Source organism: Pseudomonas sp. REB1044 (assembly GCF_038813925.1).
GTDB lineage: Bacteria > Pseudomonadota > Gammaproteobacteria > Pseudomonadales > Pseudomonadaceae > Aquipseudomonas > Aquipseudomonas boreofloridensis.
Window position 1 is genome coordinate 939,522 of record NZ_CP046139.1, and the last position, 26,830, is coordinate 966,351.

At 62.9% G+C, this 26,830-nt stretch carries 19 protein-coding genes, 4 tRNA genes and 3 pseudogenes; 12 read left to right on the plus strand and 14 right to left on the minus strand.

The genetic code is table 11. From position 1 onward, the window contains the following. Window positions 1-99: 99 nt before the first annotated feature. From clpB to GKC70_RS04410, 4 genes are all read left to right on the plus strand, one after another. Entirely contained in the window at window positions 100-2,664 is a 2,565-nt protein-coding gene (gene clpB / locus GKC70_RS04395; protein WP_342650564.1) for an ATP-dependent chaperone ClpB, read from the plus strand. A gap of 552 nt (window positions 2,665-3,216) precedes the next feature. Further along, window positions 3,217-3,292 (plus strand) — tRNA-Asn (locus tag GKC70_RS04400). A 4-nt stretch (window positions 3,293-3,296) separates the two neighbouring features. Continuing rightward, a tRNA-Pro gene (locus tag GKC70_RS04405) sits at window positions 3,297-3,373 on the plus strand. A gap of 6 nt (window positions 3,374-3,379) precedes the next feature. Beyond that, window positions 3,380-3,455 (plus strand) — tRNA-Lys (locus GKC70_RS04410). A 218-nt stretch (window positions 3,456-3,673) separates the two neighbouring features. Here GKC70_RS04410 and GKC70_RS04415 read toward each other — a convergent pair. Both GKC70_RS04415 and GKC70_RS04420 read right to left on the minus strand, forming a co-directional pair. Then, window positions 3,674-4,162 carry a hypothetical protein gene (locus tag GKC70_RS04415; protein ID WP_342650565.1) on the minus strand — a complete coding sequence of 163 codons (489 nt, stop codon included), beginning with the start codon at window positions 4,160-4,162 and terminating at the stop codon, window positions 3,674-3,676. A 279-nt stretch (window positions 4,163-4,441) separates the two neighbouring features. After that, complete coding sequence (locus GKC70_RS04420; RefSeq protein ID WP_342650566.1) at window positions 4,442-5,074, minus strand: response regulator transcription factor; 633 nt, start codon at window positions 5,072-5,074, stop codon at window positions 4,442-4,444. Between the two features lie 102 nt (window positions 5,075-5,176). Here GKC70_RS04420 and GKC70_RS04425 point away from each other — a divergent pair, with 102 nt between their 5' ends. Both GKC70_RS04425 and GKC70_RS04430 read left to right on the plus strand, forming a co-directional pair. Next, a complete protein-coding gene (locus GKC70_RS04425) occupies window positions 5,177-6,793 on the plus strand; it encodes a hybrid sensor histidine kinase/response regulator (protein WP_342650567.1) in 1,617 nt (538 codons plus the stop codon). 57 nt (window positions 6,794-6,850) lie between these two features. Next, on the plus strand, window positions 6,851-8,467 hold the full coding sequence (locus GKC70_RS04430) for a hybrid sensor histidine kinase/response regulator (RefSeq protein WP_342651467.1): 1,617 nt from the start codon (window positions 6,851-6,853) through the stop codon (window positions 8,465-8,467). 6 nt (window positions 8,468-8,473) lie between these two features. Here the strand turns inward: GKC70_RS04430 and GKC70_RS04435 are convergent, their stop codons facing one another. The 3 genes from GKC70_RS04435 to GKC70_RS04445 form a co-directional block, all read right to left on the minus strand. Then, window positions 8,474-9,154, minus strand: coding sequence for a response regulator transcription factor (locus GKC70_RS04435; RefSeq protein WP_342650568.1), 681 nt, complete (start codon window positions 9,152-9,154; stop codon window positions 8,474-8,476). Between the two features lie 77 nt (window positions 9,155-9,231). Next, window positions 9,232-9,849 (minus strand): hypothetical protein, encoded by a 618-nt coding sequence (locus tag GKC70_RS04440; protein WP_342650569.1) that lies wholly within the window; start codon window positions 9,847-9,849, stop codon window positions 9,232-9,234. A 94-nt stretch (window positions 9,850-9,943) separates the two neighbouring features. Next, on the minus strand, window positions 9,944-12,988 hold the full coding sequence (locus GKC70_RS04445) for an autotransporter domain-containing protein (RefSeq protein WP_342650570.1): 3,045 nt from the start codon (window positions 12,986-12,988) through the stop codon (window positions 9,944-9,946). A gap of 282 nt (window positions 12,989-13,270) precedes the next feature. Here GKC70_RS04445 and phnN point away from each other — a divergent pair, with 282 nt between their 5' ends. Further along, entirely contained in the window at window positions 13,271-13,822 is a 552-nt protein-coding gene (gene phnN / locus GKC70_RS04450; protein WP_342650571.1) for a phosphonate metabolism protein/1,5-bisphosphokinase (PRPP-forming) PhnN, read from the plus strand. Window positions 13,823-13,865: 43 nt separating this feature from the next. Here phnN and GKC70_RS04455 read toward each other — a convergent pair whose 3' ends face one another. Together GKC70_RS04455 and GKC70_RS04460 are read right to left on the minus strand one after the other, a co-directional pair. Then, window positions 13,866-15,161: an NAD(P)/FAD-dependent oxidoreductase gene (locus GKC70_RS04455; protein ID WP_039580135.1), complete on the minus strand. Its 1,296-nt coding sequence runs from the start codon at window positions 15,159-15,161 to the stop codon at window positions 13,866-13,868. Between the two features lie 276 nt (window positions 15,162-15,437). Further along, window positions 15,438-16,067, minus strand: coding sequence for a DUF1780 domain-containing protein (locus GKC70_RS04460; protein WP_039580132.1), 630 nt, complete (start codon window positions 16,065-16,067; stop codon window positions 15,438-15,440). Window positions 16,068-16,179: 112 nt separating this feature from the next. Between GKC70_RS04460 and GKC70_RS04465 the strand changes: the two genes are divergently transcribed. After that, window positions 16,180-16,857 (plus strand): energy-coupling factor ABC transporter permease, encoded by a 678-nt coding sequence (locus GKC70_RS04465; protein WP_039580129.1) that lies wholly within the window; start codon window positions 16,180-16,182, stop codon window positions 16,855-16,857. Window positions 16,858-16,877: 20 nt separating this feature from the next. Here GKC70_RS04465 and yacG read toward each other — a convergent pair whose 3' ends face one another. From yacG to GKC70_RS04485, 4 genes and pseudogenes are all read right to left on the minus strand, one after another. Continuing rightward, window positions 16,878-17,078 (minus strand): DNA gyrase inhibitor YacG, encoded by a 201-nt coding sequence (gene yacG, locus GKC70_RS04470; protein WP_029614418.1) that lies wholly within the window; start codon window positions 17,076-17,078, stop codon window positions 16,878-16,880. Beyond that, window positions 17,075-17,698 (minus strand): dephospho-CoA kinase, encoded by a 624-nt coding sequence (gene coaE, locus GKC70_RS04475; RefSeq protein WP_116889126.1) that lies wholly within the window; start codon window positions 17,696-17,698, stop codon window positions 17,075-17,077. The genes yacG and coaE overlap by 4 nt, the downstream gene beginning before the upstream one ends. Further along, window positions 17,698-18,563, minus strand: a pseudogene (locus GKC70_RS04480) (A24 family peptidase). Before GKC70_RS04480 ends, coaE begins: the two are co-directional and overlap by 1 nt. Window position 18,564: 1 nt before the next feature. After that, window positions 18,565-19,769, minus strand: a pseudogene (locus GKC70_RS04485) (type II secretion system F family protein). 205 nt (window positions 19,770-19,974) lie between these two features. On the opposite strand from GKC70_RS04485, the gene GKC70_RS04490 reads away from it, so the two are divergent. Together GKC70_RS04490 and GKC70_RS04495 are read left to right on the plus strand one after the other, a co-directional pair. Beyond that, the gene (locus GKC70_RS04490) at window positions 19,975-20,415 is read left to right on the plus strand and encodes a pilin (RefSeq protein ID WP_342650572.1); all 441 of its coding nucleotides are present in this window, start codon (window positions 19,975-19,977) and stop codon (window positions 20,413-20,415) included. Window positions 20,416-20,467: 52 nt separating this feature from the next. Further along, window positions 20,468-20,543, plus strand: a tRNA-Thr gene (locus tag GKC70_RS04495). A gap of 89 nt (window positions 20,544-20,632) precedes the next feature. Here GKC70_RS04495 and GKC70_RS04500 read toward each other — a convergent pair. Further along, window positions 20,633-20,839, minus strand: coding sequence for a hypothetical protein (locus GKC70_RS04500; protein ID WP_342650573.1), 207 nt, complete (start codon window positions 20,837-20,839; stop codon window positions 20,633-20,635). A gap of 272 nt (window positions 20,840-21,111) precedes the next feature. Then, window positions 21,112-22,005 (minus strand): LysR family transcriptional regulator, encoded by an 894-nt coding sequence (locus GKC70_RS04505; RefSeq protein WP_342650574.1) that lies wholly within the window; start codon window positions 22,003-22,005, stop codon window positions 21,112-21,114. A gap of 94 nt (window positions 22,006-22,099) precedes the next feature. Here GKC70_RS04505 and GKC70_RS04510 point away from each other — a divergent pair. Continuing rightward, window positions 22,100-23,264: pseudogene (locus GKC70_RS04510) on the plus strand (MFS transporter). 338 nt (window positions 23,265-23,602) lie between these two features. Then, complete coding sequence (locus GKC70_RS04515) at window positions 23,603-24,850, plus strand: IS256 family transposase (RefSeq protein WP_342648733.1); 1,248 nt, start codon at window positions 23,603-23,605, stop codon at window positions 24,848-24,850. 95 nt (window positions 24,851-24,945) lie between these two features. Here GKC70_RS04515 and GKC70_RS04520 read toward each other — a convergent pair whose 3' ends face one another. Then, a complete protein-coding gene (locus GKC70_RS04520; protein WP_342650575.1) occupies window positions 24,946-26,568 on the minus strand; it encodes an ABC-F family ATP-binding cassette domain-containing protein in 1,623 nt (540 codons plus the stop codon). Window positions 26,569-26,830 lie beyond the last annotated feature (262 nt).

Here is a 26,830-nt window from a genome sequence, read left to right on the forward strand (position 1 = left end):
CTTCCAGAATTGGCCCTATGTACTGGTCATCTCCGGCAGGTTCTTCTTAACGGGTGCTGTTTATCGCTCCGCCTGCCCTTTTTAAGGAAGGTATCCCCCATGCGAATAGACCGACTGACCAGCAAGCTGCAACTGGCGTTATCCGACTCCCAATCCCTGGCCGTGGGCATGGACCACCCGGCCATCGAACCTGTGCACCTGCTGCAGGCCCTGATCGAGCAGCAGGGCGGCTCGATCAAGCCGCTGCTGATGCAGGTTGGCTTCGACGTCAACAGCCTGCGCAAGGCGTTGACCAAAGAGCTCGACCAACTGCCCAAGATCCAGAATCCCACCGGCGACGTGAACATGTCCCAGGACCTGGCGCGCCTGCTCAACCAGGCCGACCGCCTGGCCCAGCAGAAGGGCGACCAGTTCATCTCCAGCGAACTGGTGCTGCTCGCCGCCATGGACGAGAACAGCAAGGTCGGTAAGTTGCTGCTCGGCCAGGGCGTGAGTAAGAAGGCCCTGGAAAACGCCATCAACAACCTGCGCGGTGGCGCGGCGGTCAACGACGCGAACGTCGAGGAATCGCGCCAGGCGCTGGACAAGTACACCGTCGACCTGACCAAGCGCGCCGAGGAAGGCAAGCTCGACCCGGTGATCGGCCGTGACGACGAAATCCGCCGCACCGTGCAGGTGCTGCAGCGCCGCACCAAGAACAACCCGGTGCTGATCGGCGAACCCGGCGTGGGCAAGACCGCCATCGCCGAAGGCCTGGCCCAGCGCATCATCAACGGCGAAGTGCCCGATGGGCTCAAGGGCAAGCGTCTGCTGGCCCTGGACATGGGCGCGCTGATCGCCGGCGCCAAGTACCGCGGTGAGTTCGAGGAGCGCCTCAAGGGGCTGCTCAACGAGCTGTCCAAGCAGGACGGCCAGGTAATCCTGTTCATCGACGAACTGCACACTATGGTCGGCGCTGGCAAGGGCGAGGGCGCCATGGACGCCGGCAACATGCTCAAGCCGGCGCTGGCGCGCGGCGAGCTGCACTGCGTGGGCGCGACCACCCTCAACGAGTATCGCCAGTTCATCGAGAAGGACGCGGCGCTGGAGCGACGCTTCCAGAAGGTGCTGGTCGAGGAGCCGAGCGAGGAAGACACCATTGCCATTTTGCGTGGCCTCAAGGAGCGCTACGAGGTGCACCACAAGGTGGCGATCACCGACGGCGCGATCATCGCGGCGGCCAAGCTCAGCCACCGCTACATCACTGATCGTCAACTGCCCGACAAAGCCATCGACCTGATCGACGAAGCCGCCAGCCGCATTCGCATGGAGATCGACTCCAAACCCGAAGTGCTCGACCGTCTCGACCGTCGCCTGATCCAGCTCAAGGTGGAATCCCAGGCGCTGAAGAAGGAAGAGGACGACGCGGCGAAGAAGCGTCTGGAGAAGCTCACCGAGGAAATCGCCCGTCTGGAGCGTGAGTACTCCGACCTGGAAGAGATCTGGGCGTCGGAGAAGGCCGAGGTACAGGGTTCGGCGCAGATCCAGCAGAAGATCGAACAGGCCCGCCAGGAACTCGAAGCGGCCCGGCGCAAGGGCGACCTGAGCCGCATGGCCGAACTGCAGTACGGGGTGATCCCGGATCTGGAGCGCAGCCTGCAGATGGTCGACCAGCATGGCAAGACCGACAACCAACTGCTGCGCAACAAGGTCACCGAGGAGGAAATCGCCGAGGTGGTCTCCAAGTGGACCGGCATTCCGGTGTCGAAAATGCTCGAAGGCGAGCGCGACAAACTGCTGAAGATGGAAAGCCTGCTGCACGAGCGGGTGATCGGCCAGAACGAGGCGGTGACCGCCGTGGCCAATGCGGTGCGCCGCTCGCGCGCCGGGTTGTCCGACCCCAACCGGCCCAGCGGTTCGTTCCTGTTCCTCGGCCCCACCGGGGTGGGCAAGACCGAGCTGTGCAAGGCGCTGGCCGAGTTCCTGTTCGACACCGAAGAGGCCATGGTGCGCATCGACATGTCCGAGTTCATGGAGAAGCATTCGGTCGCGCGGCTGATCGGTGCTCCGCCGGGCTACGTGGGTTATGAAGAGGGCGGTTACCTGACCGAAGCGGTGCGGCGCAAACCCTACTCGGTGGTGCTGCTCGACGAAGTGGAGAAGGCCCACCCGGACGTGTTCAACGTGTTGCTGCAGGTGCTGGAAGATGGCCGTCTGACCGACAGCCACGGCCGTACCGTGGATTTTCGCAACACGGTGATCGTGATGACCTCGAACCTGGGCTCGGCGCAGATCCAGGAATTGGTCGGCGACCGCGAGGCCCAGCGTGCAGCTGTGATGGATGCCGTGGGCGCGCACTTCCGGCCGGAGTTCATCAACCGTATCGACGAAGTGGTGGTGTTCGAGCCGCTGGGCCGCGAGCAGATCGCCGGTATCACCGAGATCCAGCTTGGTCGTCTGCGCGGTCGTCTGGCCGAACGCGAGCTGACCTTGAACCTCAGCCCCGAGGCCTTGGACAAGTTGATCGCAGTGGGTTACGACCCGGTGTATGGCGCGCGCCCGCTGAAACGCGCGATCCAGCGCTGGATCGAGAACCCGCTGGCGCAATTGATCCTCGCGGGCCAGTTCGTGCCAGGTGCGGCGATCACGGCGCAGGTGGAGGGCGACGAGATCGTCTTCGCCTGAGTCGTCACGTGGTCGAGAAGCCCCGCATCTGCGGTAATGCTGTTCACTTAAAGAATGCTGGGGCCGCTTCGCGGCCCTTTCGCGGCACAAGGCCGCTCCCACAAAGTCCGCGCAAACCCTGAAACATGGGGCTGTACGGACCTTTGGGAGCGGCCTTATGCCGCGATGGGCTGCGCAGCAGCCCCAATTCCAGCAATACAGATCTTAAGTGAACCGCATTACGCATCCGCGGGGCTTTTTCTTGTCACCGTGCAGGGGCGAGGTGCGTAAATCCCTGATTTTTCTCGCTCCGTGCTAACTCGCTGAAAATTTTGAAAAAAATGCTTGCACAATGAAAACGGTACGCCTAATATTCGCACCGCTGTCAGGCACTACCCAGATCAACGGCGGTACAGGTGATCTGAAAACAACTTACAAATCAGTAAGTTGGGTGAAAAAAAGTGGTTGACAAGCAAAACGAAGAATGTAGAATAGCCGGCCTCAGCAGCGACAACGCTAAAGAGATCGAAGCTAACACAAGCTTCGCAGTTTTAAGGTTGTACGAAGTGCAGTTCCGCGATAGCTCAGTCGGTAGAGCAAATGACTGTTAATCATTGGGTCCCTGGTTCGAGTCCAGGTCGCGGAGCCAATTTCGGGGTGTAGCGCAGTCCGGTAGCGCGCCTGCTTTGGGAGCAGGATGTCAGGAGTTCGAATCCCCTCACCCCGACCATTTTCCGGGTCGTTAGCTCAGTTGGTAGAGCAGTTGGCTTTTAACCAATTGGTCGTAGGTTCGAATCCTACACGACCCACCATATTCACAGCGGTTCCTGATGTAGTGGGAGCTGAATGAAGCGAGAAGAAGTTCTGCTTCAGTGTGATGAGGACAAGAAACAGCCCGCCCATATGGCGGGCTTTTTCGTTTTTGCCATTGCTTGCCTGATGGCGCTTCCAGAGGCTATGTCGGGCGTCCCTGCCCGGCGATGCGCTCCACTTGCCTCCAGTAAGGCGCGCGACCGCGCCCCCGCCTTGCTCAGTACACCCGGTAGTAATCCACCAAATCATCCACGAAGTAGATGATCAGCCGGGAGCCTTGTGCCTGGCCTGCTGGCTTGGTCATCCCAGTGACGCTACCCACGTCGCTCATCACGCCCTGCGCCTTGGAAACCTGTGCAGAAGCGTTGTACATCTTCAGGCTATTTTCGGTGGACACATACTTGTGGGCCAGGGCCATGTACTTGTCCAGACCCTCTTCGCTCTTGCTGTACGTCCAGTTAGAACCATTGCTGCGGCTGGAGGCGTCCAGGGCTTCCTCTGCGGGCGTGCCGAACAGTTGTTGCACCTGGGACTTGGTGGTCTTGCCGGGGATCAACGTCTGCTTCAGGTAGGCCACGTTGTACTTCTGTGAACCCGAATCGAGTGGGTTGACGAAGTTGCCTGAGCTGCTGCAGCCGGTGAGAGCACCGGTCATCAGGCATACAGCCAAGCCGATGTGCATGAATTGTTTATGTGTGCGAGCCATAGCGTCACCTGTAAAAGGTCGCGGCTGTTCCAGTGGAAGTTGACGGCTATCGAATCGAGACACACAGGTGCCCACAACGCGACGCCGAAGTGTGAACTAGAGCAGCCTTTTCAATGAGTGAAAGTGCCGGCAGAGGGTATGCCTGCTGCTCTTTCTCGGCTATAGCACACCTGTACTAACGGCGCGCAGAAGTGGAGTGTTTATACTGGCGACGGGTTGCTGTTCATTGCCAGGTAACTGTACTAACCGCCGCTGAGTCAGCTCACCAACTTACACATTTCAGCGCTCCAGCGTCCAACTACCGGTCACCGGAAAGTTGCTGAATTGAGCCGCCGCTGCCGCCCGAGTGGGCACGCCCAGTGTCTTCAACAGCGTGGAGACATGAATGCGCACGGTGAACGGCGAAATACCCAGTTCCTTGGCGATCTCTTTGTTGGTCTTGCCGGCGGCGATCAGGCCAAGCACCTGTTTCTGCCGGGCGGTGAGGTTGGAAAGACTGGGGTCCAGGATCGGATTTTCCGGGTTGTAGCGGACCACCACTTCGCCCTCGCGGATGGCCATGATGGCCTCGGCGATACCGGCAGGGTCGACATTCTTGCCGATGAAGCCATCGGCGCCTTGGCCGATGACCTGGGAAATGACGTCCAGGTCATCGACCATGGACACCACGATGATGGAGGTGCGCTTGAATTCCTGGCGCAGTTGGCCGATGACCGACAGTGACGTGAGGCCCGGAAACCGGAGGTCGAGCACTAACGAATCGATTTCGCCGCCGTGGCGGGCCAGGGCCAGTACTTCATCCAGGTTGCCGGCCTGTTCGATCTGCGCACCCGGCAGGAGCCGTTCCAACGTCCGCAGCATGCCCTCGCGAAACAGCGGGTGGTCATCCGCCACTATGATTCTGCACGACATGTTCCAGATCCATCCGACGCCCGAGTGGGCGCATAGTAGCGCAAACCTTGACCCAGGGTTCAAATTCAACCGCGCCCAGACGCGCGTAGAGGTGCAGATAACATGACCGAGAAGAACAGCGAACTCGACCAGGCCACGTTGCGCCTGACGGTCAGTACCTGCGCATCGATGTACATCTTCATCGTGGCCTGCCTGCCATCGAGCAACTTCGCCACCTACGCGCCGATCCTCTGGTACATGGCGTTCTTCATCAGCGTGGCAGTGCCTCTGCGCATGCTGATCAAACGGCGGCCGGGGCACTTCTTCTGGCGGCGGATATTCGCCATGTTCCATGACTATGCCGGCATCTCCTTCGCCTTGTGCGTCGGCGGCGAGGGCGCACTGCCGGTCTACGCGGCACTGCTCTGGGTGACGTTGGGCAACGGCATGCGCTTCGGCTCGCAGTACCTGGCCTGGGCGACCATGATCGCGCTGTCGATGCTGGTCGTGGTGTTCTGGATCAACCCGTTCTGGCACTCGCAGCCTTACATGTTCCTGATGCTGATGGTGACCACCATCGTGGTACCGGCCTATGCGCACATCCTGCTCAAGCGCACGCGCATCGCCTCCGAAGAAGCCATCGCCGCCAACCAGGAAAAGTCGCGCTTTCTGGCCCAGGCCAGCCACGACCTGCGCCAGCCGATCCACTCCATCGGCCTGTTCACCGCCTGCCTGCGCGACGCCCGCCTGGGGCGCGAGGAACTGCGCCTGGTGGACAACATCGACCGCTCGCTGCACACCGTTTCGCAGTTGTTCCGCTCGATCCTGGACATCTACACCCTCGACAACGGCCAGCTCGAACCGCAATCGGAGCCGGTCAACCTCAACGCGCTGCTGCAGGATGTGATCAAGCAGAACCAGGAGGCGGCGCGCTGGGCGGGGGTGGAGCTGCGCCTGCGGCCCTGCCAGCACTGGGTGAACGTCAATCCGGGGCTGCTGAGTACCATGGTGCAGAACCTGATCTCCAACGCCCTCAAGTACGCCGCCGGTCAGCCGGTACTGGTGGGGGTGCGCCGCCACGGCAAGGGTCTGTCCATCGTCATCTACGACAAAGGCCGTGGGATCGCCGCCGAACACTTGCCCGAGGTGTTCAAGGAGTTCTACCGGGTGCGTCATGCGCGCGACAAGGACGTGGAAGGCTTGGGCCTGGGCTTGTCCATCGTCAGGCGTATCGGCGAGTTGATCGACCTGCAGGTTCGCTTGGATTCGCGGGTCGACCATGGCACCTGCGCAACCATTCATGGCTTGCAGGCCATCGCCCCCGGTCAGGAGATCGTACGCCAGGCCCCCGTGCAGAGCCGCCTGCAAGGTCTGCGCGTGTGCCTGGTGGAAGACGACGCGAGTGTCCTGATGGCCACCTCGGCGCTGCTGGAGAAGTGGGGCTGCGAGGTGGAGGGCCATAGCGATGGCCTGAACGTGATCACCGAGTGCGACATCATCATTGCCGACTATGATCTGGGTACCCAGATTTCCGGCGCCGAGTGCATTGCTGTCATTCGTGAGCGCCGCGGCTGGGACGTGCCGGCGATGATCATGACCGGGCATGAGATGGCGCGTATCCGCGCCTTGGTGGCTGACCAGGACATCTCGGTGCTGGCCAAGCCGGTGCGGCCGCCGGAGCTGCGGGCAGTGTTGCTGGAGCAGGTGAAGGCCATGGAAGATGCCCGCCTGGCGGTCTGAGTCTCGACAAGGAGGTTTGAGTTGAATAGCACTGGCGCAGGTTTGCGCGGGATGAACATGGCCGAGGTGAAAAGCGAGGTCGATCAAGCCACGTTGAGGCTGATCGTCAGCAGTATCGCGCTTGTCTACATGCTGGCACTGGCGGTATTCAACGCGGACCGCGCGATGACCTACCTGCCGATCATCACCTACATCACCACCTTCATTTTTGTCTCGGTGTTCCTGCGCCTGGCGATCAAGCGCTGGCCCGGGCATTACTTCTGGCGCCGGCTACTGTCCATGTTCCACGACTACGCCGGCATCGCCTTCGCCCTGGCATTGGGCGGAGAGGCGGCGTTGCCGATCTACGTCGCGCTGTTGTGGGTCACCCTGGGCAACGGGATGCGCTTTGGTCCGCGCTATCTGGCCTGGGCCACCGGGATCGCACTGGCCACGTTGGTCCTGGTGTTCTGGTTCGACCCTTACTGGCATTCCCAGCCTTATATGTTTCTGACGTTGATGGTGACCACCATCGTGGTGCCAGCCTACGCCGATGTCCTGCTCAAGCGCACGCGCCAGGCGTCCCAGGAGGCCATGGTTGCCAACCAGGAAAAGTCCCGCTTCCTGGCCCAGGCCAGCCACGACCTGCGTCAGCCGATCCACTCCATCGGGTTGTTCACCGCTTGCCTGCGCGACGCCAACCTGCCACGCGAAGAGTTGCGGCTGGTGGATAACATCGACCGCTCACTGCACACGGTTTCGCAGTTGTTCCGCTCGATCCTGGACATCTATACCTTGGACAACGGCCAACTCGAGCCTCAGTCCGAGCCTGTGAACCTCGACGCGCTGTTGCGCGATGTGGTCAAGCAGAACCAGGAGGCGGCGCGCTGGGCGGGGGTCGAGTTGCGCCTGCGGCCTTGCCGGTACTGGGTCGAGGTCAATCCGGGACTGCTGACGACCCTGGTGCAGAACCTGGTGTCCAACGCGCTGAAGTACGCCGCCGGTCAGCCGGTGCTCATCGGTGTTCGGCGGCGCGGCAGTGAACTGGTCATCGTCATCTATGACAAAGGCCGAGGTATCGCCGCCGAGCATCTGCCTGAGGTGTTCAAGGAGTTCTACCGGGTGCGCCACGAGCGTGACAAAGACGTCGAGGGATTGGGACTCGGGCTGTCCATCGTCCAGCGCATCGGTCGCTTGATCGGCCTGCAAGTCCACTTGCACTCGCGTGTCGAGCGCGGTACCTGTGCCAGCGTCCGAGGTTTGAAAGCCATTGCGCCGCGTATCGCTGTCGCCCGTCCAGCGCCGGTGCAGAGCCGCCTTCAAGGCCTGCGCGTGTGTCTGGTGGAGGACGACGCCAGTGTCTTGATGGCGACTTCGGCCTTGCTCGAGAAATGGGGCTGCGAGGTGGAAGGCCATAGCGACGGCCTGAACGTGATCACTGACTGCGACATCATCATCGCCGACTATGACCTGGGCACGAAGATTTCGGGCGCCGAGTGCATCGCCGCCATCCGTGAGCGACGGGGCTGGGAGGTGCCGGCGATGATCATGACTGGCCATGAGATGGCGCGCATCCGCGCCCTGGTGCAGGACCAGAACATCTCGGTGCTGGCCAAGCCGGTGCGGCCACCGGAGTTGCGCGCGGTGCTGCTCGAGCAGGTGAAGGTGATGGCTGCCGAGCGCTGCGCCGTATAGGCGCCTTTACAACGGCTGTCCGGCGTAGAGGCCGGCGAAGCGGGCTGCGGCCACGGCGCGATTGGGCACGTTCAGCGCGCGTATCAACGACGATACGTGCACGCGCACGGTGTAGGGGGAGATGTCCAGGGCGGCGGCAATTTCCTTGTTGGTCTTGCCCTGGGCGACCAGATGCCAGACTTCACGTTGCCGGGCGGTCAGCCGGCACACCGGGTCATCGCTGTCGAAGGCGGCCGCTTCAATCGCCTGGCAACTGACCACCACCTTGCCTTTGCGGATTTCCCCGAGTGTCTTGCGCACTTGTTCGGCGCAGCAACTTTTGCCGATGAATCCATTCACCCCCGTTTGCACAACCAGTTCGACCAGTTCGGGATCTTCCAGGGCCGACATCACAATAATGATCAGCGAACTTTCCGTGGTCTCGCGCAACTTCGCGAGTTCGGCGATGGACGCCAGGCCGGGCAGACGTAGTTCGATCATCAACATGTCGGCCGAAGGCAGATTGCCGAGCAGTAACCGAACCTGTTCGAAGTTTCCGGCCTGGCTGATGTGTGCATCCGGTAGCAAGCATTTCAGTAGCCCAATCATCCCCTCGCGGTATAGCGGATGTTCATCTGCCACAATTATTTGGCAAGTCATTTGAGGACGTGGAATCCGTTCAGCACAAGTATGAAGAGGCATGATCATGTCGAACTCATACCGCATTAGAAATAGCGCACGTGGGCTAGTACAGGTGTGCTATACGGAGGTTTCCAGCAGGCTCTTCATGGGGTTGCCGGTTGCGGCCGTGCAGTGATTGCCAGCGGTTTGCTCTCGACGATCAACAGTCCGGCGCCGAAGGCATAAGCGCACAGGTGCACCCAGATGTCTCGATCTTCCCGGTGGATGACGAACACGTGCGCAGGGTCGTTCCAGACATCGCCCAGGCCGCTGTTGTACTTCTCGGCGAAATGGCGCGGCCAGTTTTGCAGTGCGTCCGTGGTTTCTCGCGTCAGGGTGCCGTTGAAAATCTGCTGGCCGCCCAGTGCCTTCACCACGGCTTCGACATTGCGTGCCAGTTCGAGGTCGGAGAAGGTCTTGCCTTCGCTATTGGTGATGTTCGCCGACCAGACGCGCCCTTCCACCGGTTCCAGCCGATCGCCGGTCCAGAACGGAATCTGATCGAACTCGGACACCTCCGGTGTGCTGCCGGTGGTGTAGCCGTCCGGCAGGGCGATGTAGGGGAAGGCGCCCAGGGACACGGTCGAGACTGGCAACTGTGAGACATCGAACGCGTGGGTTTTGGCGGTTACCTGGGCGTCAGTGCTGGCGTGGGCTGGATCACCGGTGATCAGGCCCAGGCCGATGACCAGCGCCAGGGCTGTCGAGCATGCTGTTTTCATGAAGATTCTCTTGAAGGCGCGCGGACCTGCTGCTGTCGTCCAGCAGCAGGTCCGCGCGGGTGAACGGTGGCCGGTGCAGGCCACCGCAGTGCGTTTAGAAGCGAACCGTGATGCCCGCATTCACCGAGTGGAAGCGGGTGTCCGAACCGAACTGGCCCTGGTACGACAGGTCCAGGTCGGTCTGGCGGGTCAGACGCATCTTCGCGCCCACTTCGGTCAGTGCCACGTTGCGTGTCTGGGCGATGCCCTGCACTTCGAAGTCAGGACCGCCCGCGAAGGACTGCTCGTTGCGTGGGTCCAGGTCGCCATAAGCGCGGCGCCAGCCGAGCGAGCCATACACCTGGGTGTCGCGGTTGGCCACGCGGGTATGGGTGGAGGCGCGCATGCCCACGGTCGAGAACCAGGTGTCCTGTTTCTCGCTGGACACGTCCAGCGCCGCGGCACCGCCTTTTTCGCGGAAGCTGTCGGCGTCGTACTTCACGTAGGACACGCCCACGAACGGCTCCAAGGCCACTGCGCCCAGGCCGATGCGGTAAGCCGCCTCGCCACTGGCTTGCAGGGTATTGGCATCGCGCTTGCCCTTGAGGTGGTCGTTGAACCCGGCGAAGCCCACGTTGCGCTCGCTGTCGAGCTTGTGCCAGGTGTAGCCGACATCCGCACTCAGACGCAGGGCATCAAGCTGGGCACCGGTGTACAGACCCAGGTGGTAGTTGTCGCTGTTGCCCTTGGCGTCGCGGTCGTCAGCATCGAACTTCGAGCGGCTGTAGCCCCCGTAGACGCCCGCGCGCCAGTCCTGGGTGATGCTGCCGTCGGCACCGATCAGCACTCCGCCGGTGCGCTGGCGCAGGCCGCTGGAGCCGTTGTTGCCGTCCAGGCGCGACCAGTTGCCGAAGGTCTGGGCCCAGGCGCCGCCCTGGTAATCGGGTGCGGCGGGCATGAAGCTCGAGGCGCCGAGCGGCATGCGCACGGTGTTGCTGTCGAGCAGCGTGCGCAGGCGCGAGCCCAGTACGCCGGACACCACCTGGCTGTTGACGATCAGCGCGGTACCGGTGCTGCTGTGGTAGTCGCCGGAGAGCTGATCGATGGCGTTGCGCGCGCTGGCGGCATCGAGCACCAGCAAGTTGTTGTACAGGCGCAGCGGATCACCGCTCTGCTGCAGCACGCTCAGGGCTCCGGCGGTGTTCCACTGGTTCTCGGTGAGCGCCACGGTCTGGAAGATGCCTGGCGTGCCGCCGGTTGCCGGTGGCTCGACCGGAGGCTGCACAGGCGGTTGGACGGGTGGCTCGACAGGCGGTTCGACCGGAGGCTGAACCGGCGGCTCTACGGGGGGTTCGACCGGAGGCTGAACCGGTGGCTCTACGGGCGGCTCGACCGGCGGCTGCACAGGGGGCTCGACGGGTGGCTCTACCGGTGGCGTGGTGGTCTTCTGCGCGATGGTCAGGTTCAGGGCGTTGGCCGTGCGCTGCAGGCTGACGTCGAGGAAGGCCGAGTTGCTGAAGGCTTGCGCGTAAGCCGTGCCGGCCGCCGCACCGTCGACCACGCCGCCTTGGGCGGTGAGCAAGGTGTAGGTCTGGCCGTTCTGGTAGCTCTGCGCTTCGTTGAGCGTGGTGACGTCCACGCGGGTGCCACGCAGGGTGGCAGTGCCGCTGACGTTGACCTGGTCCGAGCCGCCGTCGCCAGCGATGTCCGCCGCGTAACGCGAGCCCGCCGCCATGTCCAGGTCGCCTTTGATCGACAGGTTGCCCAGTGCGCCTTCACCTGGCGACAGGGTACCGCCGGAAGCCACCTGGGTGCTGCCGACCTGGCCGCGACCGGCCAGCACACCGCCGTCCAGCACCTGGGCGCGGTTGCTGTAGTTGCCGGAGGCGTCGGTGTGGCCGACGGTGCCGTTGACCACCAAGGTGCCGTTGCCCACGCTCAGCAACGAGGTGCCGCGCGGGTTGGTCTGGTCGACGTCGCCGGCCAGCACCAAGCGACCGCCACGTACCACGGTGCTGCCGGACAGCCCGGTGAGGTCGCCGCTCAGGGTGGTGTTGCCGCTGAACGAGTAGACCCGGCCCGCGCCGCTGATGCGGTTGCTCAGTTGCAGGTCGCTGTCGGTATGGTTGAACGCCAGCGCGCCGCTGCCGGCACCGAAGCGGATCGCCGTCTGCGGGTCGAGGCGACCGGCGGCCTGGGCGGCGCTGGCGGTGATCGAGTCGATGTCGGTACGGTCGTCGTCGCGCACCACGGCGCCACCGATGCTCAAGGCGCCACGGGCCGCAGAGTTGATGCTGGTCAGCACGCTGATGTCGATGCCGTCGGTGCTGCTCAGCTCGGCGCCATTGGCCAGCATCATGTTGGTGCTGCGGGTGGTGGTGCCCAGGGTCAGGGCACGGGTGGCCAGGCGCGTGCCTTCGCCGGAAACGCTGACCACGGTGTTGCGGCCGATGCTGGCTGCGCCCAGTTCCATGGAGTCGCTGGTCAATACGGCGCCGTCGCTCAGGCTGAGGTCGTTGCGGTTCTTGAAGGTGCCGGTGTTGTCCCAACGCGTGCCGGCGCCGGTCAGGGTGCTGATCGAGTCGATGGCGACGCGTTCGCTGGCGAGCTGGCCGCCGTTCTGCAGGTTGATGCGCGAGTCGTAGATGAAGACGCCGCCGGAGGTCACATTGACCGCATCCACCTTGGCGTTCTGGCCGCTGACCAACAGGTTCGCCCGGGACAAACCGTTGCCGGCGTTACCGTTGTCGCTGAGCTGGAGATCGCGCACCGACACCTGGCCGCCGTCGAGCACGTTCAGCGTCCCCTGGCCCGCACCGCCTATGACGATGGCGTTATCCAGCACCGCGTTGGTGCGTGGCACGACCCAGCGGGTGCCGGCGCCTTCGACCACGACGGTGGCCATGGCCGTGTTGGCTTCGCTGTTGGTCGATGAGCCGCCGATTCGTCCGCCTTTGCTGACGACCTGGGCACCGTTGTTGATGGTCAGGCCGGCTGGGGTGCCGTTACTGGGGCGAAGCGAAATCGAGCCATCGATGCCGCGATCGCTACTCCAGGTTTCCTGCCCACTGTTGATGTTGTAGTCCGCCGCCTGGGCATTCGGGAGCACGCTGAGCGTGATCGCGAACGCGAGCGGGGAGAGGTTGAATAGGGGGTTCATAGCGACTCCAGATACTCCATTAGAGGCCACGCTAGTGGCTGCCGGCCATCAAGGCCTTGGCGTTCCATAGGTGCGACGTGTTGACAGGGGGAGTATCCGGAGCGCTCGGCGCGCTGGAAATAGTACGCATGTGCTAGCGTCTTGCAGAACGTGACGCCGCGCACATCAAGGGCTGCAGCCCGACGTCGGGTTGCAGGTCGCGATCTGTCGCGCACACTGCGACAATTCGGTCATGACGCCCTGTCACGCTGGCGCAGTGGCTCGAAGGTAAAGGGGAAGGCGATGGCAGGCAGGTTGATCTACCTCATCGGGCCGTCCGGTTCAGGCAAGGACAGCCTGCTGGACGCGGCTCGCGAACAGTTGACGGCCAAGGGCGCGTGCATCGCCCGGCGCGTCATCACTCGCTCGGCCGAGGCCACCGGCGAGGCCGCCATGGCGGTCAGCGCGGCGCAGTTCGAGCAGATGCGCGAGGAGGGCGCCTTTGCCTTGCATTGGCAGGCCAACGGGTTGCAGTACGGGATTCCACGGATCATCGACCAATGGCTCGAACAAGGGCACGACGTGCTGGTGAACGGCTCACGCGGGTACCTGGCCCAGGCCCGGCTGCGTTATCCACAGTTGCAGGTGGTGTTGCTCAGTGTGGCGCAGGACGTGTTGCGTCAGCGGCTGCTGGCGCGCGGTCGGGAAACCCCGGAGGAAGTGGAGGCGCGCCTGGCGCGCAACGCCCGTTTCGCCAGCGAAGCGCGCGAGGCCGACCCCCATTTGTTGCTGCTGGATAACTCCGGGCCGCTGGCTGAGACGGTGGCGCGGTTGCTCGCCCATCTGCAGCAATAGGGGCGAGGAGTTGGGGAGCGGCTCAATGGCTCCCCCGATCGACTCAGTGCAGCTTCAAGCGCGGCTCGGTGCCGCGGCCGATCTTGCTGCCCAGCATCAGCATGGCTGTGCGGAACACACCGTACAACGCCATCTGGTGCATGCGGTACAACGACACATAGAACATCCGCGCCAGCCAACCTTCGAGCATCACGCTGCCGGTGAGGTTGCCCATCAGGTTGCCCACCGCCGAGAACCGCGACAGCGAGACCAGCGAGCCGTAGTCCTTGTAGGTGTAGGTGGCCAACGGCTTGTTCTCCAGCCGAGCCTTCAGGCTCTTGGCCAGCAGCGACGCCTGCTGGTGTGCCGCCTGGGCGCGCGGCGGCACGTTGCGGTCGCTGCCCGGCTGCGGGCAGGCGGCGCAGTCGCCGAAGGCGAAGATGTCGTCGTCGCGGGTGGTCTGCAGGGTCGGACGCACCACCAACTGGTTGATGCGGTTGGTCTCCAGGCCATCGATGTCCTTGAGGAAGCCCGGCGCGCGAATGCCCGCCGCCCACACCTTCAGGCTCGCCTGGATCACCTCGCCGCTGGCGGTCTTCAGGCCGTCCTCGGTCACCTCGCTGACGGCCGCGTTGGTCATCACCGTCACCCCGAGTTTTTCCAGGGTCTTGTGTACCGGCTGGCTGATGCGCTCGGGCAGCGCCGGCAGTACGCGCGGGCCGGCCTCGATCAGGGTGATGTGCATATCTTCCGGACGGATACGGTCCAGGCCATAGGCCGCCAGCTCGTGGGCCGCGTTGTGCAGCTCGGCCGCCAGTTCCACGCCGGTGGCACCGGCGCCGACGATGGCCACGCTGATCTTCTCGCTGGCGGTGTCGCCGGCGTGGGCGCGCAGATAATGGTTGAGCAGTTGCTGGTGGAAGCGCTCGGCCTGCTTGCGGCTGTCGAGGAACAGGCAGTGCTGCGCCGCGCCCAGGGTGCCGAAGTCGTTGGTGTTGCTGCCTACGGCGATCACCAGCGTGTCATAGCCCAGGGTGCGCGCCGGCAGCAACTCGCGGCCTTCCTCGTCGAGGGTGGCGGCCAGCTGAATGCGCTTGCCTTCACGGTCCAGGCCGCTCATGCGCCCGAGCTGGAAGTTGAAGTGATTCCATTTGGCCTGGGCCACGTAGTTGAGCTCGTCTTCGGAGGAATTGAGCGAACCGGCGGCCACTTCGTGCAGCAGCGGTTTCCAGATGTGCGTCAGGTTGGCGTCGACCAGGGTGATCTCGGCGCGCTTGCCCTTGCCCAGGCTCTTGCCCAGGCGGGTTGCCAGTTCCACGCCGCCGGCGCCGCCGCCGACAATCACGATGCGATGAGTCATGGGATATCTCACAAGTTTTACGGAATTCGGGGACACGAGGTCCGGCCGCTTCGACACAGGGGAGGGCGAGCGCAAGGCAGCTCATAGCACCGGTCCACGTGGCGGGCGGCTCGACGGGCAGCGTCCGGGGCAGGACGGCGCGTCGTGGGGTAGACGTCTTGGAGTGCAGGCGCGGTACAACGTTTCCTACAGCCTTGGAAAGAAGTTGAAACGAATGATAATACCTTTCATCTGCGCCGCCGAGTGTACGTCATTGCAACGTCACACGGCACACGATCAAAGGCTGATGCCGACGTCGAACACGATGCTGCGGCCCAGGTTGGCGCGCAGGAAATCCGGCGCGTCCGGGTGTGCGAACAGCACCCGGGCGAAGGTCGGTCCCACCAGCGATAGCGAGCGCCAGCCCTGGCGCAGGTACTCGGTGGGCGGCGGGAAGTGGCTGTTGAGGTCGAGCACTTCGCGCTTGAGGCTGGCGAAGGCGATGATGTCCAGCTCGCCCAGGTCCAGCCCGCGCTCGCGGTAATTGCGCGCTTTCTTGCCCAGCGTCGGCCCCAGGCGGCCGATCAGTTCCTGGGCGCTGATGCGCCGTGGACGCGCCTCGCGACGCACCAGTTGCGCCAGCGAAAACGCGCTGCGTCGACGCTGCAGTTCCTCGCGCCATTCGTCGTTGAGCCGGCGGCCCTGGTCGAGCACGAAGAACACTTCGAAGGCCGCATCGCGAAACAGCACGTCCGGTGGCTCCTGGCCGGCCGGGGTGAAGTCTTCGCTGCGGTAGGGGATGTTCAGCCCTTGCAGCAGGCGCTGGCAGACCCAACGCTCACGCTCCCATTTGCGGGCATTGGACAGGAAGGCATTGGCTTGTTCGGCCTGGATGGTAAGCAGGCGCAGGTAATCTGAGTCATCCATGGCAACAAGCTTAGTCTGCAATTGTGAAGGATAAGGTCTTGTCTTCACGCAAGATTCGCGAACCGGCTTCGGGTGTAGACTCGGCGGCATCCGCCACCGATGCGAGGTCGTCATGATCAGCGCCCAGGTCCTGTCCAGCACCAGCCTGACCCTCGGTTGGCTGGCCTACGCACCGCTGCTGCTGTGGGCCGCCAGCCGCACCCGCTGGGTCGAGCTGTTCAGCGACCCGCGCCGCCAGCACCTGCTGTTCGGCACGGTGCTCGCGCTGTTTGCGCTGTGGATGGTGCGGCGCGATTTCGACTCGGGCGTGTCCTACCATTTCCTCGGCATGACCGCCGTGACGCTGCTGCTGGATTGGCCGCTGGCGGTGCTCGGCGGTTGCCTGGCGCAGCTCGGCCTGCTCGCCCTGGGGCGCCAGGACCTCGCCGCCCTGGGCATCAACGGCCTGCTGATCGTGGCCTTGCCCGTGCTAGTCACCGAAGCCTGCGCCACGCGGGTCGAACGGGCCCAGCCACGCAACCTGTTCGTCTACATTTTCTGCTCCGGGTTCTTCGCCGCCGCCCTGGCAACCCTGGTGTGCCTGCTGGCAGGCATGGCGCTGCTGTGGCTGGATGGCCTGTTCGCCATGCCCGAATGGCTCGGCGACTTCATTGGCTACCTGTGGCTGATGATGTTCCCCGAGGCCTTCATCAACGGCACCGTCATCAGCGCGTTGGTGGTGTTCTGTCCCGAGTGGCTGGAAACCTTCAACCGCACCCGCTACTTGCAGGCGCCTTGGAAGGAAGACTGACGGCGTTCAGCTCGCCGCGCTCAATGCCGGGGTTCAAGATCCCCCGAATACAGTTCGTCTTCGGACTCCGGTGCCGCCGGAATCTTGTGCTCTTCGGCCGCCCAGGCGCCCAGGTCGATCAACTTGCAGCGGTCCGAACAGAACGGCCGGTTCGGGCTGTTCGCGCTCCATTCCACGGGGGCGCCACAGGTGGGGCAATCGACGGTCATTGGCTGGCTCAAGGCTGGCCTCCTCGTAAAGTCAGGTAAAAGGCATGCAACTGATCGATCTGCTGATGCAGCCACGGCAGGTCGCGGTCGTTGACCACCACATCGTCGGCATGGCGCAGACGTTCCTCGCGCGACAGCTGCGCTGCCAGGATCGCCTGCACCTGGGCTTCGCTGGTGTCGTCGCGTTGCAGCGTGCGAGCGATCTGCACGCTTTGCGGCACGTCGATCACCAGGATGCGTTGGGTTTTCTGGTACTGGCCGGATTCGATCAGCAGCGGCGAGACATACACCGCGTAGGGCGATTGCGCTTTGGCCAGGTAGCTGAAGATCTCCTGGCCAATCAGCGGATGCAGCAACTGTTCGAGCCAGCGCCGCTGCGTGGGGTCGCTGAAGATGCGCTCGCGCAACGCCGAGCGGTTTAGCGTACCGTCCTCCAGCAAGACCCCCGCACCGAAGCGCTCGACGATGCTGGCTAGGGCCGGCCGGCCCGGTTCCACCACCCAGCGCGCGGCCTGGTCGGCGTCCACCAAGTGCACGCCGAGCTCGACGAAGCGTTCGGCCGCCGCGCTCTTGCCGCTGCCGATGCCGCCGGTGAGTCCGAGAATCCAAGGGGTGAAGGCTGCAGTGGTCATCAGTATCCAAGCAGTTGCAGGTAGGAAGCGTGTATTTCATCACCCCAGAGCCAGGCGATCCACCCCGCAATGGCCAGATAAGGTCCAAACGGCAGTGTGGTCTGCAACGAGGCCTTCTTGAGCTTCAGCAGACACACCCCGACCAGCGCCCCCACCAACGAGGCCAGCAGCAAGGTCAGCGGCAGTACCTGCCAGCCGCCCCAGGCCCCGAGCAGCGCCAGCAGTTTGAAGTCGCCGTAGCCCAAGCCTTCCTTGCCGGTGATCAGCCGGAACACCCAGTACACCGACCACAGGCTCAGGTAACCGAGCACCGCCCCCCACAGCGCATCGGCCAACGGCACGAACACCCCGAAGGCATTGATCACCAGGCCCAGCCACAGGGTCGGCAGCACCAGTACGTCCGGCAATAACTGATGGTCCGTATCGATCAGGCTCAGGGCCAGCAGGCACCAGGTCAGCAACAGGCCCAGCAGCGCCTGCTCGCTCACGCCGAAATGCCACGCCACCAGCCACGACACCAGCGCGCAACTCAGTTCCACCAGCGGATAGCGCAGGCTTATCCGCCCCGGCACGCCGAACAGCGCCCGCGCAACAACAGGTAACTGAGCAGCGGAATGTTTTCCCACGGCCGAATCCGATGCTGGCACGCCGGGCAGTGCGACGCAGGCAGGCACAGGTCGAAACGCGGGTAGGACACTTGGCCCAAGCCCAGCACCTCACGCGCCTCCCTCCGCCACTGGCGCTCCAGCATCACTGGCAACCGCAGCACCAGCACATTGAGAAAACTGCCCACCAGCAGGCCAAGCAGCGCCGCACCGGCCAGGAACAGTCCCGGCTGGTCGACAAGCAATATCCACAGGTTCATGTCAGATCAGGCTACCCAACTGGAAGATCGGCAAGTACATGGCCACCACCAGGCCACCCACCAGCACGCCGAGGATCAGCACGATGGCCGGCTCCAGCAGGCTGGTCAACTGTTCCAATACCAGACCCACCTGTTCCTCGTAATGACAGGCCGCCTTGTCTAGCATCGCGTCCAGCGTGCCGCTGGACTCGCCAATGGCCGTCAACTGCACCAGCAACGGCGCGAACAGCGGCTCCAGCGCCATGGCCTGGTGCAGCCCCAAACCATTGGCCATGCCCTGACGCAACTGCCCGACCGCCCGCTCATGCAGCGCATCGCCACACGCCGGCGCCACCGTGTGCAGCGCATCGAGCAACGCTACCCCCGCGCCATAGGCCGTCGCCAGACTGCGCGCGAAGCGCGCCAGCGCCGCGTGGCTGAGCAGCCGCCCGAACATCGGCAGCCGCAGCGCCTGACGAATCATCCACAACCGCGTCGGCAGATGCCCACGGTACAGTTGCACACAGCCCACCCCGGTTATCCCCAACACCGTCAGTATCATCAGCAGATGCCGACCCAGTCCGTCGGACACATCGATCACCCACTGCGTGAACACCGGCAGCTCCTTGCCCACCCCGTGAACATGCCCTCGAAGCGCGGCACCACCTCCAGCAGCAACAAGGCCGCCACCGCCAGCCCGGTCAGCAGCAGGATCAACGGATACAGCATCGCCTTGCGCACCCGCCGTTTGAGCGCCTGACGCCGTTCGAGCATGTCCGCCAACTGTTCCAGTTGCCGATCCAGCGTCCCCGACTGCTCACCCACCCGCACCAGGTTGCAGTACAACCCATCGAAGCCGCGCGGCTGACGTTGCAACGCCTGCGCCAAACTCAACCCCGCCGCCACCTCCTGCTGCACCCGCCCCAACAGCGCCACCATCGCCGCATCCGCACCACTGCGCCCCATCACCTCGAACGCCTGCAACAATGGCACTCCCGCCTTCAGCAGCGTCGCCAACTGCCGCGAAAACCCCGGCGCATTCACCCCCTCGCGCCGCCCCGGCAACCGCCAGTCCACCTCGCTCGCCGGCCACACCCGCGCCGCCTGAATACCCTGGCGCAGCAACCCCGCCCGCACATACGCCGGACTGCGCCCCTGCACCCGACCCGTCAGCCGCGCCCCGTGCGCATCCGCCCCTTCCCACGCATACCACCGCATCGCCCCCATCACAGCCTCCTTGGCCACCGACAAGCCCGGTAACAGCTCGCCACGCCCTTCCCAGGGCAGAAATTGCAGACGCTCACTAGAGTAGGTCAGCGGACATGACGTCCCACCGCGCAGGGGTGACAAAAGGTGTCCATTGGGCTCTACTGCGCGCCAGCCGGCCCCCGACCCCAGGTCGCGGCCAGACCGAATCGACAAGGAACCTGTTATGAAAGGGCAACGCGGCATCACCCTCATCGAACTGATGATCGTCGTAGCGATCATCGGCATCCTCGCCACCATCGCCATCCCCATGTACACCAACCACCAGGCCCGCGGTAAAGCAGCCGCCGGGTTGCTGGAAATCTCCGCCCTCAAGACCCCGATGGATCTGCGCTTGAACGAAGGCAAGGACGTGACCGACGCCGCCAGCCTCGGCGGACAGGCCAGCACCGCGCACTGCGCCATCCTCGCCAGCGGCACGGCGGCGGCGGGCACCGGCAGCATTGTCTGCACCCTGCTCGATGCACCCGCCAACGTACTGGGCAAACGGCTGACGCTGACCCGTTCGGCCACGGGCTGGGCATGCAGTACGGACCTGGAAAGCGACCTCGCGCCCAGCGGTTGCGCCGGGTTGGCGGGGCAGGGCGAAGGGCAGGGGAATAAGTGAGGCGAAACAGAGGTTTGCGTAACGCGCACGGCAGTGGTAGCGTTGCGCACACGCCGGTGTAGCTCAGTCGGTAGAGCAGCGCACTCGTAACGCGAAGGTCGCAGGTTCGATTCCTGTCTCCGGCACCACATCCAGCTCCACTGCATCCGCTGAATGCTGTGGAAACCCTCTAAATTGGCCTTCTGGCCGGTTTTCTGTTTCCGCGACCCACTGGTGGTCAGTTCACGGGCTTAGTTTCCCGACTCATGAGGCCATTAGGCTGCGCGCTGACCTCTTTTCGAATGCAGACGTGATTACGCAGGAGCGCCTTAGCCAAGGTGCCATTGAAGTCTCCCGCCTTGGTGAGGCTCCAAGCTTTCCCGATGCTGATGAACTCGCGATCAAGATATTTAGCAAATTCAGAATTTACGAAAGTGCGGTCCACTGCCAACCCCTGGTGCGATGGTAAGCAGCATCGATTTCTTCTGAGCTACGGCATTCAATTGTCTACCTGTAGCCGAGCGCACCGGCCATGGCCCGGCAAACAGCCGCAAGATCCCAGTGACTGTTCTGGGCCGAAAGCAGCCTCTCATTCCGGCCCCTGATGTGTAAGCATCCGTCCTTGAGGCAACGACTCCCGATTGCGCCAGTCAGCAAGGCCCCGCTACTCGAGGCCCTGAACATCCCTCACCGAAACGATCCAGCCAACGCGCTCGCCTACATTCGATGCTGCTCCAGCAAAAAATCCACGAATAACCGCACCCGCGCCGGCATCGTCGGGCCGCCAATGAAAACCGCATGAATCGGTTCTCGGTCACCGGGGTTCCAGGCTTGCAGCAGCGCTACAAGGTCGCCCCGCCGCAGGTCATCGCTGACGGTGAACTCGCCGATACGCGCAATACCGGCGCCGACTCGCGCAAGTTGGGCAAGCGCTTCTCCGCTGCTGCACTCGATGTTGCCGCTGACTTTGAGGGAAAATTCCTTACCGTCGCGCGCAAACGGCCAGTTGGGTTCAGCACGCCGGAAGTTGAAGCGCAGGCAGTTGTGCCGCAACAGGTCTTCAGGTTCCTGAGGGGTGCCGTGGCGCTGTAGGTATTCGGGCGATGCCACCACCACTTGACCCGTGTCGCCGATCCTGCGTGCGGTAAGCGGACTGTCGGGCAGGTGACCAAAACGTACGGCCACATCAGCTTGGCCGCCGAGGATGTCGACCACTTCGTCGCCCAAAGTGAGATCGACGACGATGTTCGGGTACTGCTCGCTGAAGGCCGCGACCAGGGGAACGATGGACAGACGCCCATGGCCAAGGGCAGCGCTGACCCGCAATCGCCCCCTCGGTACGCCTTGGTCAGCAATGGACTCTTCCACCTCATCCATGTCGGCCAAGATGCGCCGAGCGCCGCGCAAAAACGCTTCGCCCTCGGCGGTGAAGGTGATCGCCCGGGTGGTGCGTAACAACAGCCGGGTACCCAGCCGTTTTTCGGCACGCGCGATGATTCGACTGACTGCCGAGGGCGTGAGCGCCAATGCACGTCCGGCGGCCGACAGACTACCTTCTTGTGCCACGGTGGCGAATACGAACATTTCACCTGATCTACCGTTGAAGTCCATTTGTGCCTCTTAGGCAAAGGTGATTACCAAAAACGCCATCTACCGCCATAAAGCGCCGGATAATAGCATTGCGGGCATAGATAAGGAGCCTGCCATGCGTATCAATCCACCTCTTGTTGCACTCGCCGTAGGTGCCTTTGGCATCGGCGTGACGGAATTCGCCCCCATGGGCATGTTGCCGGGCATCGCTGCGGACCTCGGCGTTTCGATTCCGGCTGCGGGCTTGCTGGTAAGCGCCTATGCCCTGGGCGTGCTGCTGGGCGCGCCGCTGATGACACTCACCACCGGCAAGATTCCCCGACGCTATCTGCTGATAGGTCTGATGGCGATTTTCACTCTGGGCAACCTCATGTCCGCACTGGCGACCGACTACTACAGCCTCATGATCGCCAGGGTGGTGACCTCACTGAATCACGGTGCATTCTTTGGCGTCGGTTCGATCGTCGCCGCCAGCGTGGTGGCCCCTGAGAAACGTGCTGGCGCAGTAGCAGCCATGTTCATGGGGCTCACCCTCGCAACCATTGGCGGTGTGCCGCTAGCCGCCTGGTTTGGCGAATTGTTCGGTTGGCGCACCGCTTTCTGGGGATCACCGGCCTTGGCGTGGTGACCATGGCCGCGTTGTGGTTCGCCCTGCCCGACCTTCAGGCATCGCCAAGCGTCGGTGTCATGGCCGAAATCCGGGTAATGGGTCGAGCCCCGGTGTTGGGCGCGTTGGCCCTGACCGTCGTCGGCTCGGGGGCAATGTTCACCGTCTTCACCTACATCGCACCGATCCTCAGTAGCGAAACTCACGTCTCCTCTGCCTTCATCACCGCCATGCTGGTGCTGTTCGGCGTGGGGCTGACACTGGGCAATATGTGGGGTGGCAAAGCCGCCGACCGCTCGATAGACCGCACCCTGATCATCTCGCTGAGCGTGCTTATCCTGGTCCTGCTGGCGTTTACCGTATTAATGCGCTGGCCGCTGCCGGCCGCCGCAGCCATTTTGATCTGGGGCATCGCCAGCTTCGCCTTGGTGCCACCGCTGCAAATGCGCGTCATGGAAGCCGCCAAGGACGCGCCTAATCTCGCCTCGGCGGTGAACATCGGTGCGTTCAACCTTGGCAACGCAATTGGCGCGGCGCTGGGGGGCGCGGTGATCAAAGCAGGGTTGGGTTTTCCGGCGATTTCCCTGGCGGGGCGGCGATGGCCGGGGTGGGGTTGTTGATGGTGTTGGGCTTTGCTTGGCGGTCGAGGGCCTCGGTGTCAGTGGCGGTGTGAGGAGGATTTGAAAGGCTCCTGGGCGTCATGTTTGAGCGTGGGTTAGCACCTCACTCGATGGCGAGGATCGCGTTCCGGGAGCTGTTGTAACTCACCCAGTCAAAGGCGCCCAGGACAAGAGGATGCTCGTCGCCGTTTTCTAGGCGCTGTTTGAAAAGTCTTGAGACGAAGGTCAGCCAAGGCGAAAACCGCCGAGGGACGGTCGGAGTCGCGCTCGATTTCACGCGTTGTAAATGAGCATACCCACCGGGCTGGCGATCCAGGCGGTTTTCCAAGCAGCATCACCGGGTATGTCAGAAATTTTGTGTTCGGGCATAACATGAGCAAGAGGTGCATGTATGCCAACCAAGAAGAAACCCCTGCGTGACCTACCAAAAATCCCCAAGGAGCTGCTTGAGCAGTTCGGTGAGGGCCTGATGACTGCGGAGGCTATCGAAGATGCCTCTGCGGCATTCAAGAAGGCGCTGATCGAACGGGCCTTGAACGCCGAGCTCAGTCACCATCTGGGGTATCTGCCGGGCGCGCAGCGTCCAGAGGATGAAACCAATCAGCGCAATGGCAGGACTGGAAAGACGGTTCTGACTGGAGAGGGGCCGCTGCGGCTGGATATCCCCCGTGATCGAGACGGTAGTTTTGCGCCCATCCTGATTCCCAAGCATGAACGCCGTTACACCGGCTTCGATGACAAGATCATCGCCATGTATGCCCGAGGCATGACCGTTCGGGAAATTCGCGCATTCATCTCTGAACAGTACGGAACGGATGTTTCGCACGACTTCATCAGTTCGGTCACGGCCGAGGTGATGGAGGAAATCGGCGCGTGGCAACAGCGGCCGCTGGAGCCGATGTACCCGGTCATTTTCTTTGATGCGCTGCGAGTCAAGATTCGCGAAGAAGGGCTTGTGCGCAACAAAGCGATTTACTTGGCGCTGGGCGTTCTACCCGATGGGACGCGCGATATTCTCGGGATCTGGATCGAAAATACCGAAGGTGCGAAGTTCTGGATGAAGGTCTTCAATGACCTTAAGACGCGCGGCGTTGAGGATGTGCTGATCGCCGTAACCGACGGCCTCAAAGGGATGCCAGATGCGCTAAGCGCCGTGTTTCCGGCCACCACGCTGCAAACATGTATTGTCCACTTGATCCGCAACAGTCTCGATTATGCAGCGTGGGATAAGCGTCGTGATCTGGCCAAAGCGCTCAAGCCGATCTATCAGGCCATCAACGCCGAGGCGGCTGAGCAGGCACTGGATGCCTTTGAAAACGGCCCTTGGGGCAAACAGTACCCAACGGTAGTTGCGGCATGGAGAAGAGCCTGGGATCGAGTGATTCCATTCTTTGTCTTCCCGTCGGGCATTCGAAAAGTGATCTATACGACCAACGCGATCGAAAGCATCAACGCCCAGCTACGCAAGATCATCAAAACGCGTGGTCACTTCCCAACGGATGAGGCCGCCACCAAGCTGATCTGGCTGGGGCTGCGGAACATCACGGCAAACTGGGGCTCAGCGGCCCATGACTGGAAAAATGCGATGAATCAATTCGCGATGCTGTACGGAGATCGATTTATCAGGCCGACCTGGTAAAAGCATGGCCAGCCTGACGGCAGGCCGTTATCGGCCCGCACACAAAAAATCTGACACTCTCGCATCACCGGGTATCAAGGCTGGTCAGACAGCGCCTAGGCTCTCAGCATCTCTTTCATCCCCCAGCCTTCCCCAGTCGCTACCAACCGATGCGTCAACCCAACACCCTCCATAAACGCCTCATCATGCGACACCACCACCAACGCACCCCGATACCCGCTCAGCATCACCTCCAACGCCTGAACCGAAGCCAGGTCCAAATGATTACTAGGCTCATCCAGCAACAACAACTGCGCAGGTGGGTCAGCGTAGAGCACGCAAGCCAGCGCCGCTTTCAGGCGTTCCCCGCCACTGAGCGAAGCGCTCGGCACGGTAATTTTCTGCGCATCCAGCCCAAGTTGCGCAAGGCGCATCCGCAGTTCCCCCTCGGTGGCAGCGCGGTTGGCCGCCAGCATCTGCTCCAGCACCGTCCGCCGCGGCGCCAGATTCGATAGCCGCTGGTCTAGATAGAAGCCTTCCACAAACACTTGGCAACTCCCGGACAACGGCTGAAGTTGCCGGGCGAGCACTTTGAGCAAAGTGGACTTGCCGCACCCGTTGGGGCCGACGACGCCAACCCGCTGTTGTCCGGTCAACATCAAGCTGATGGTGCGAGTAGCACCCGACACGAACGGAAGTTCCACGTTCTCCAATTCAGCGATTCGTCTCTGGGAAGGGGATACCACAGGTAAAGCGTGCACCGTGATCGCCATGTTGTCTTCGACCTGTTGAGCGGCCTCACAGACGCGCTGGGTGAGTCGTTCGCGGCTCGCCGCCTGTTGTTGACGCAACTTGCCTGCCGAGCCCTCGCTACGTTCTTTCTGACGGCCCAGCAGCACTTTGGCTTGATTAGCGTCCTGAGCCCGGCGATTACCACGGGCCTGGCGGCGTTCCAGGCGCTCGCGTTGTTCGCGCAAGGATCGTTCTTCGCGTTGACGCTCGAGCTTGCGCTGTTCAAGTTGCTGCTCGGCGTTCTGTAATTCCAGCGCTTTGCATTGCGCGTAAAAGCCGTAGTTACCGCCATAGCTGCGCAGTCCCAGAGAGGACAACTCCACGATTCGCGCCATTGTTTCCAGCAACTGGCGGTCGTGACTCACCACCAGCAGCCCGCGCGTCCACTGCTGCAACTGCGCGATCAGTGCCTGCCGGTTGATTCGGTCGAGATGATTGCTGGGTTCATCCAGAATGAGGAGGTCCGCCTCCGACAAGAAGGCGCCGATCAGCGCGACGCGCATGGCCTCGCCGCCACTGAGTGCGCTGGCAGGCGTGCGGGCATCGAGATAAGTCAGGCCGGCGCGGTCCAGCGCGTGTTGCAGGCGTGCGCGTATATCCCAGCGCTCGCCCACCGCCTCGAAATCTTCGACCTCACTGCTGCCCGCCTCGATACGTTCGAGCGCGTCGAGGGTGGCCTGCACGCCGGCAAGGCCTGCGACGGTGATATCCGGCGCGGGCGATAGGTGCTGGCTCAGGTAATGCACGCTGCCCGACCGCGCGCAGCGCCCGGTCGTGGGCTGCACCTGTCCCGCCAGTAGGCGCGCCAGCATCGTTTTGCCGACACCATTGCGCCCGACCAGACCCGTGGGGCGCTGGTCGAATTGCTCGTTGAGTTCGCGGAATAAAGTGCTGCCGTCCGGCAGCACATGAGACACGCCTTCCAGCGTGAGAAAGGGGCTAGTCATAAGTCATTTCCATGGATGCCAAGAACTCCCCCTGCTCGTGGGGGTAGGTGGAGACTGGCCGTCGTGAAGACGGCGGCATCAATGGCGCATGACGAACACCTCGGGATGTGGGTTGTGGCGCAATTCTAGAAGCAACTGCGAGGCTGTGCAAAATCGTGGGGCATTGAGGGCCGTCTTCAGAGCAGATTTGCTGTTTGAGGCATCAACGCGTGCTGGGAGAGTGTCAGATTTTTTGTGTGCGGGCCGATAACGGCCTGCCGTC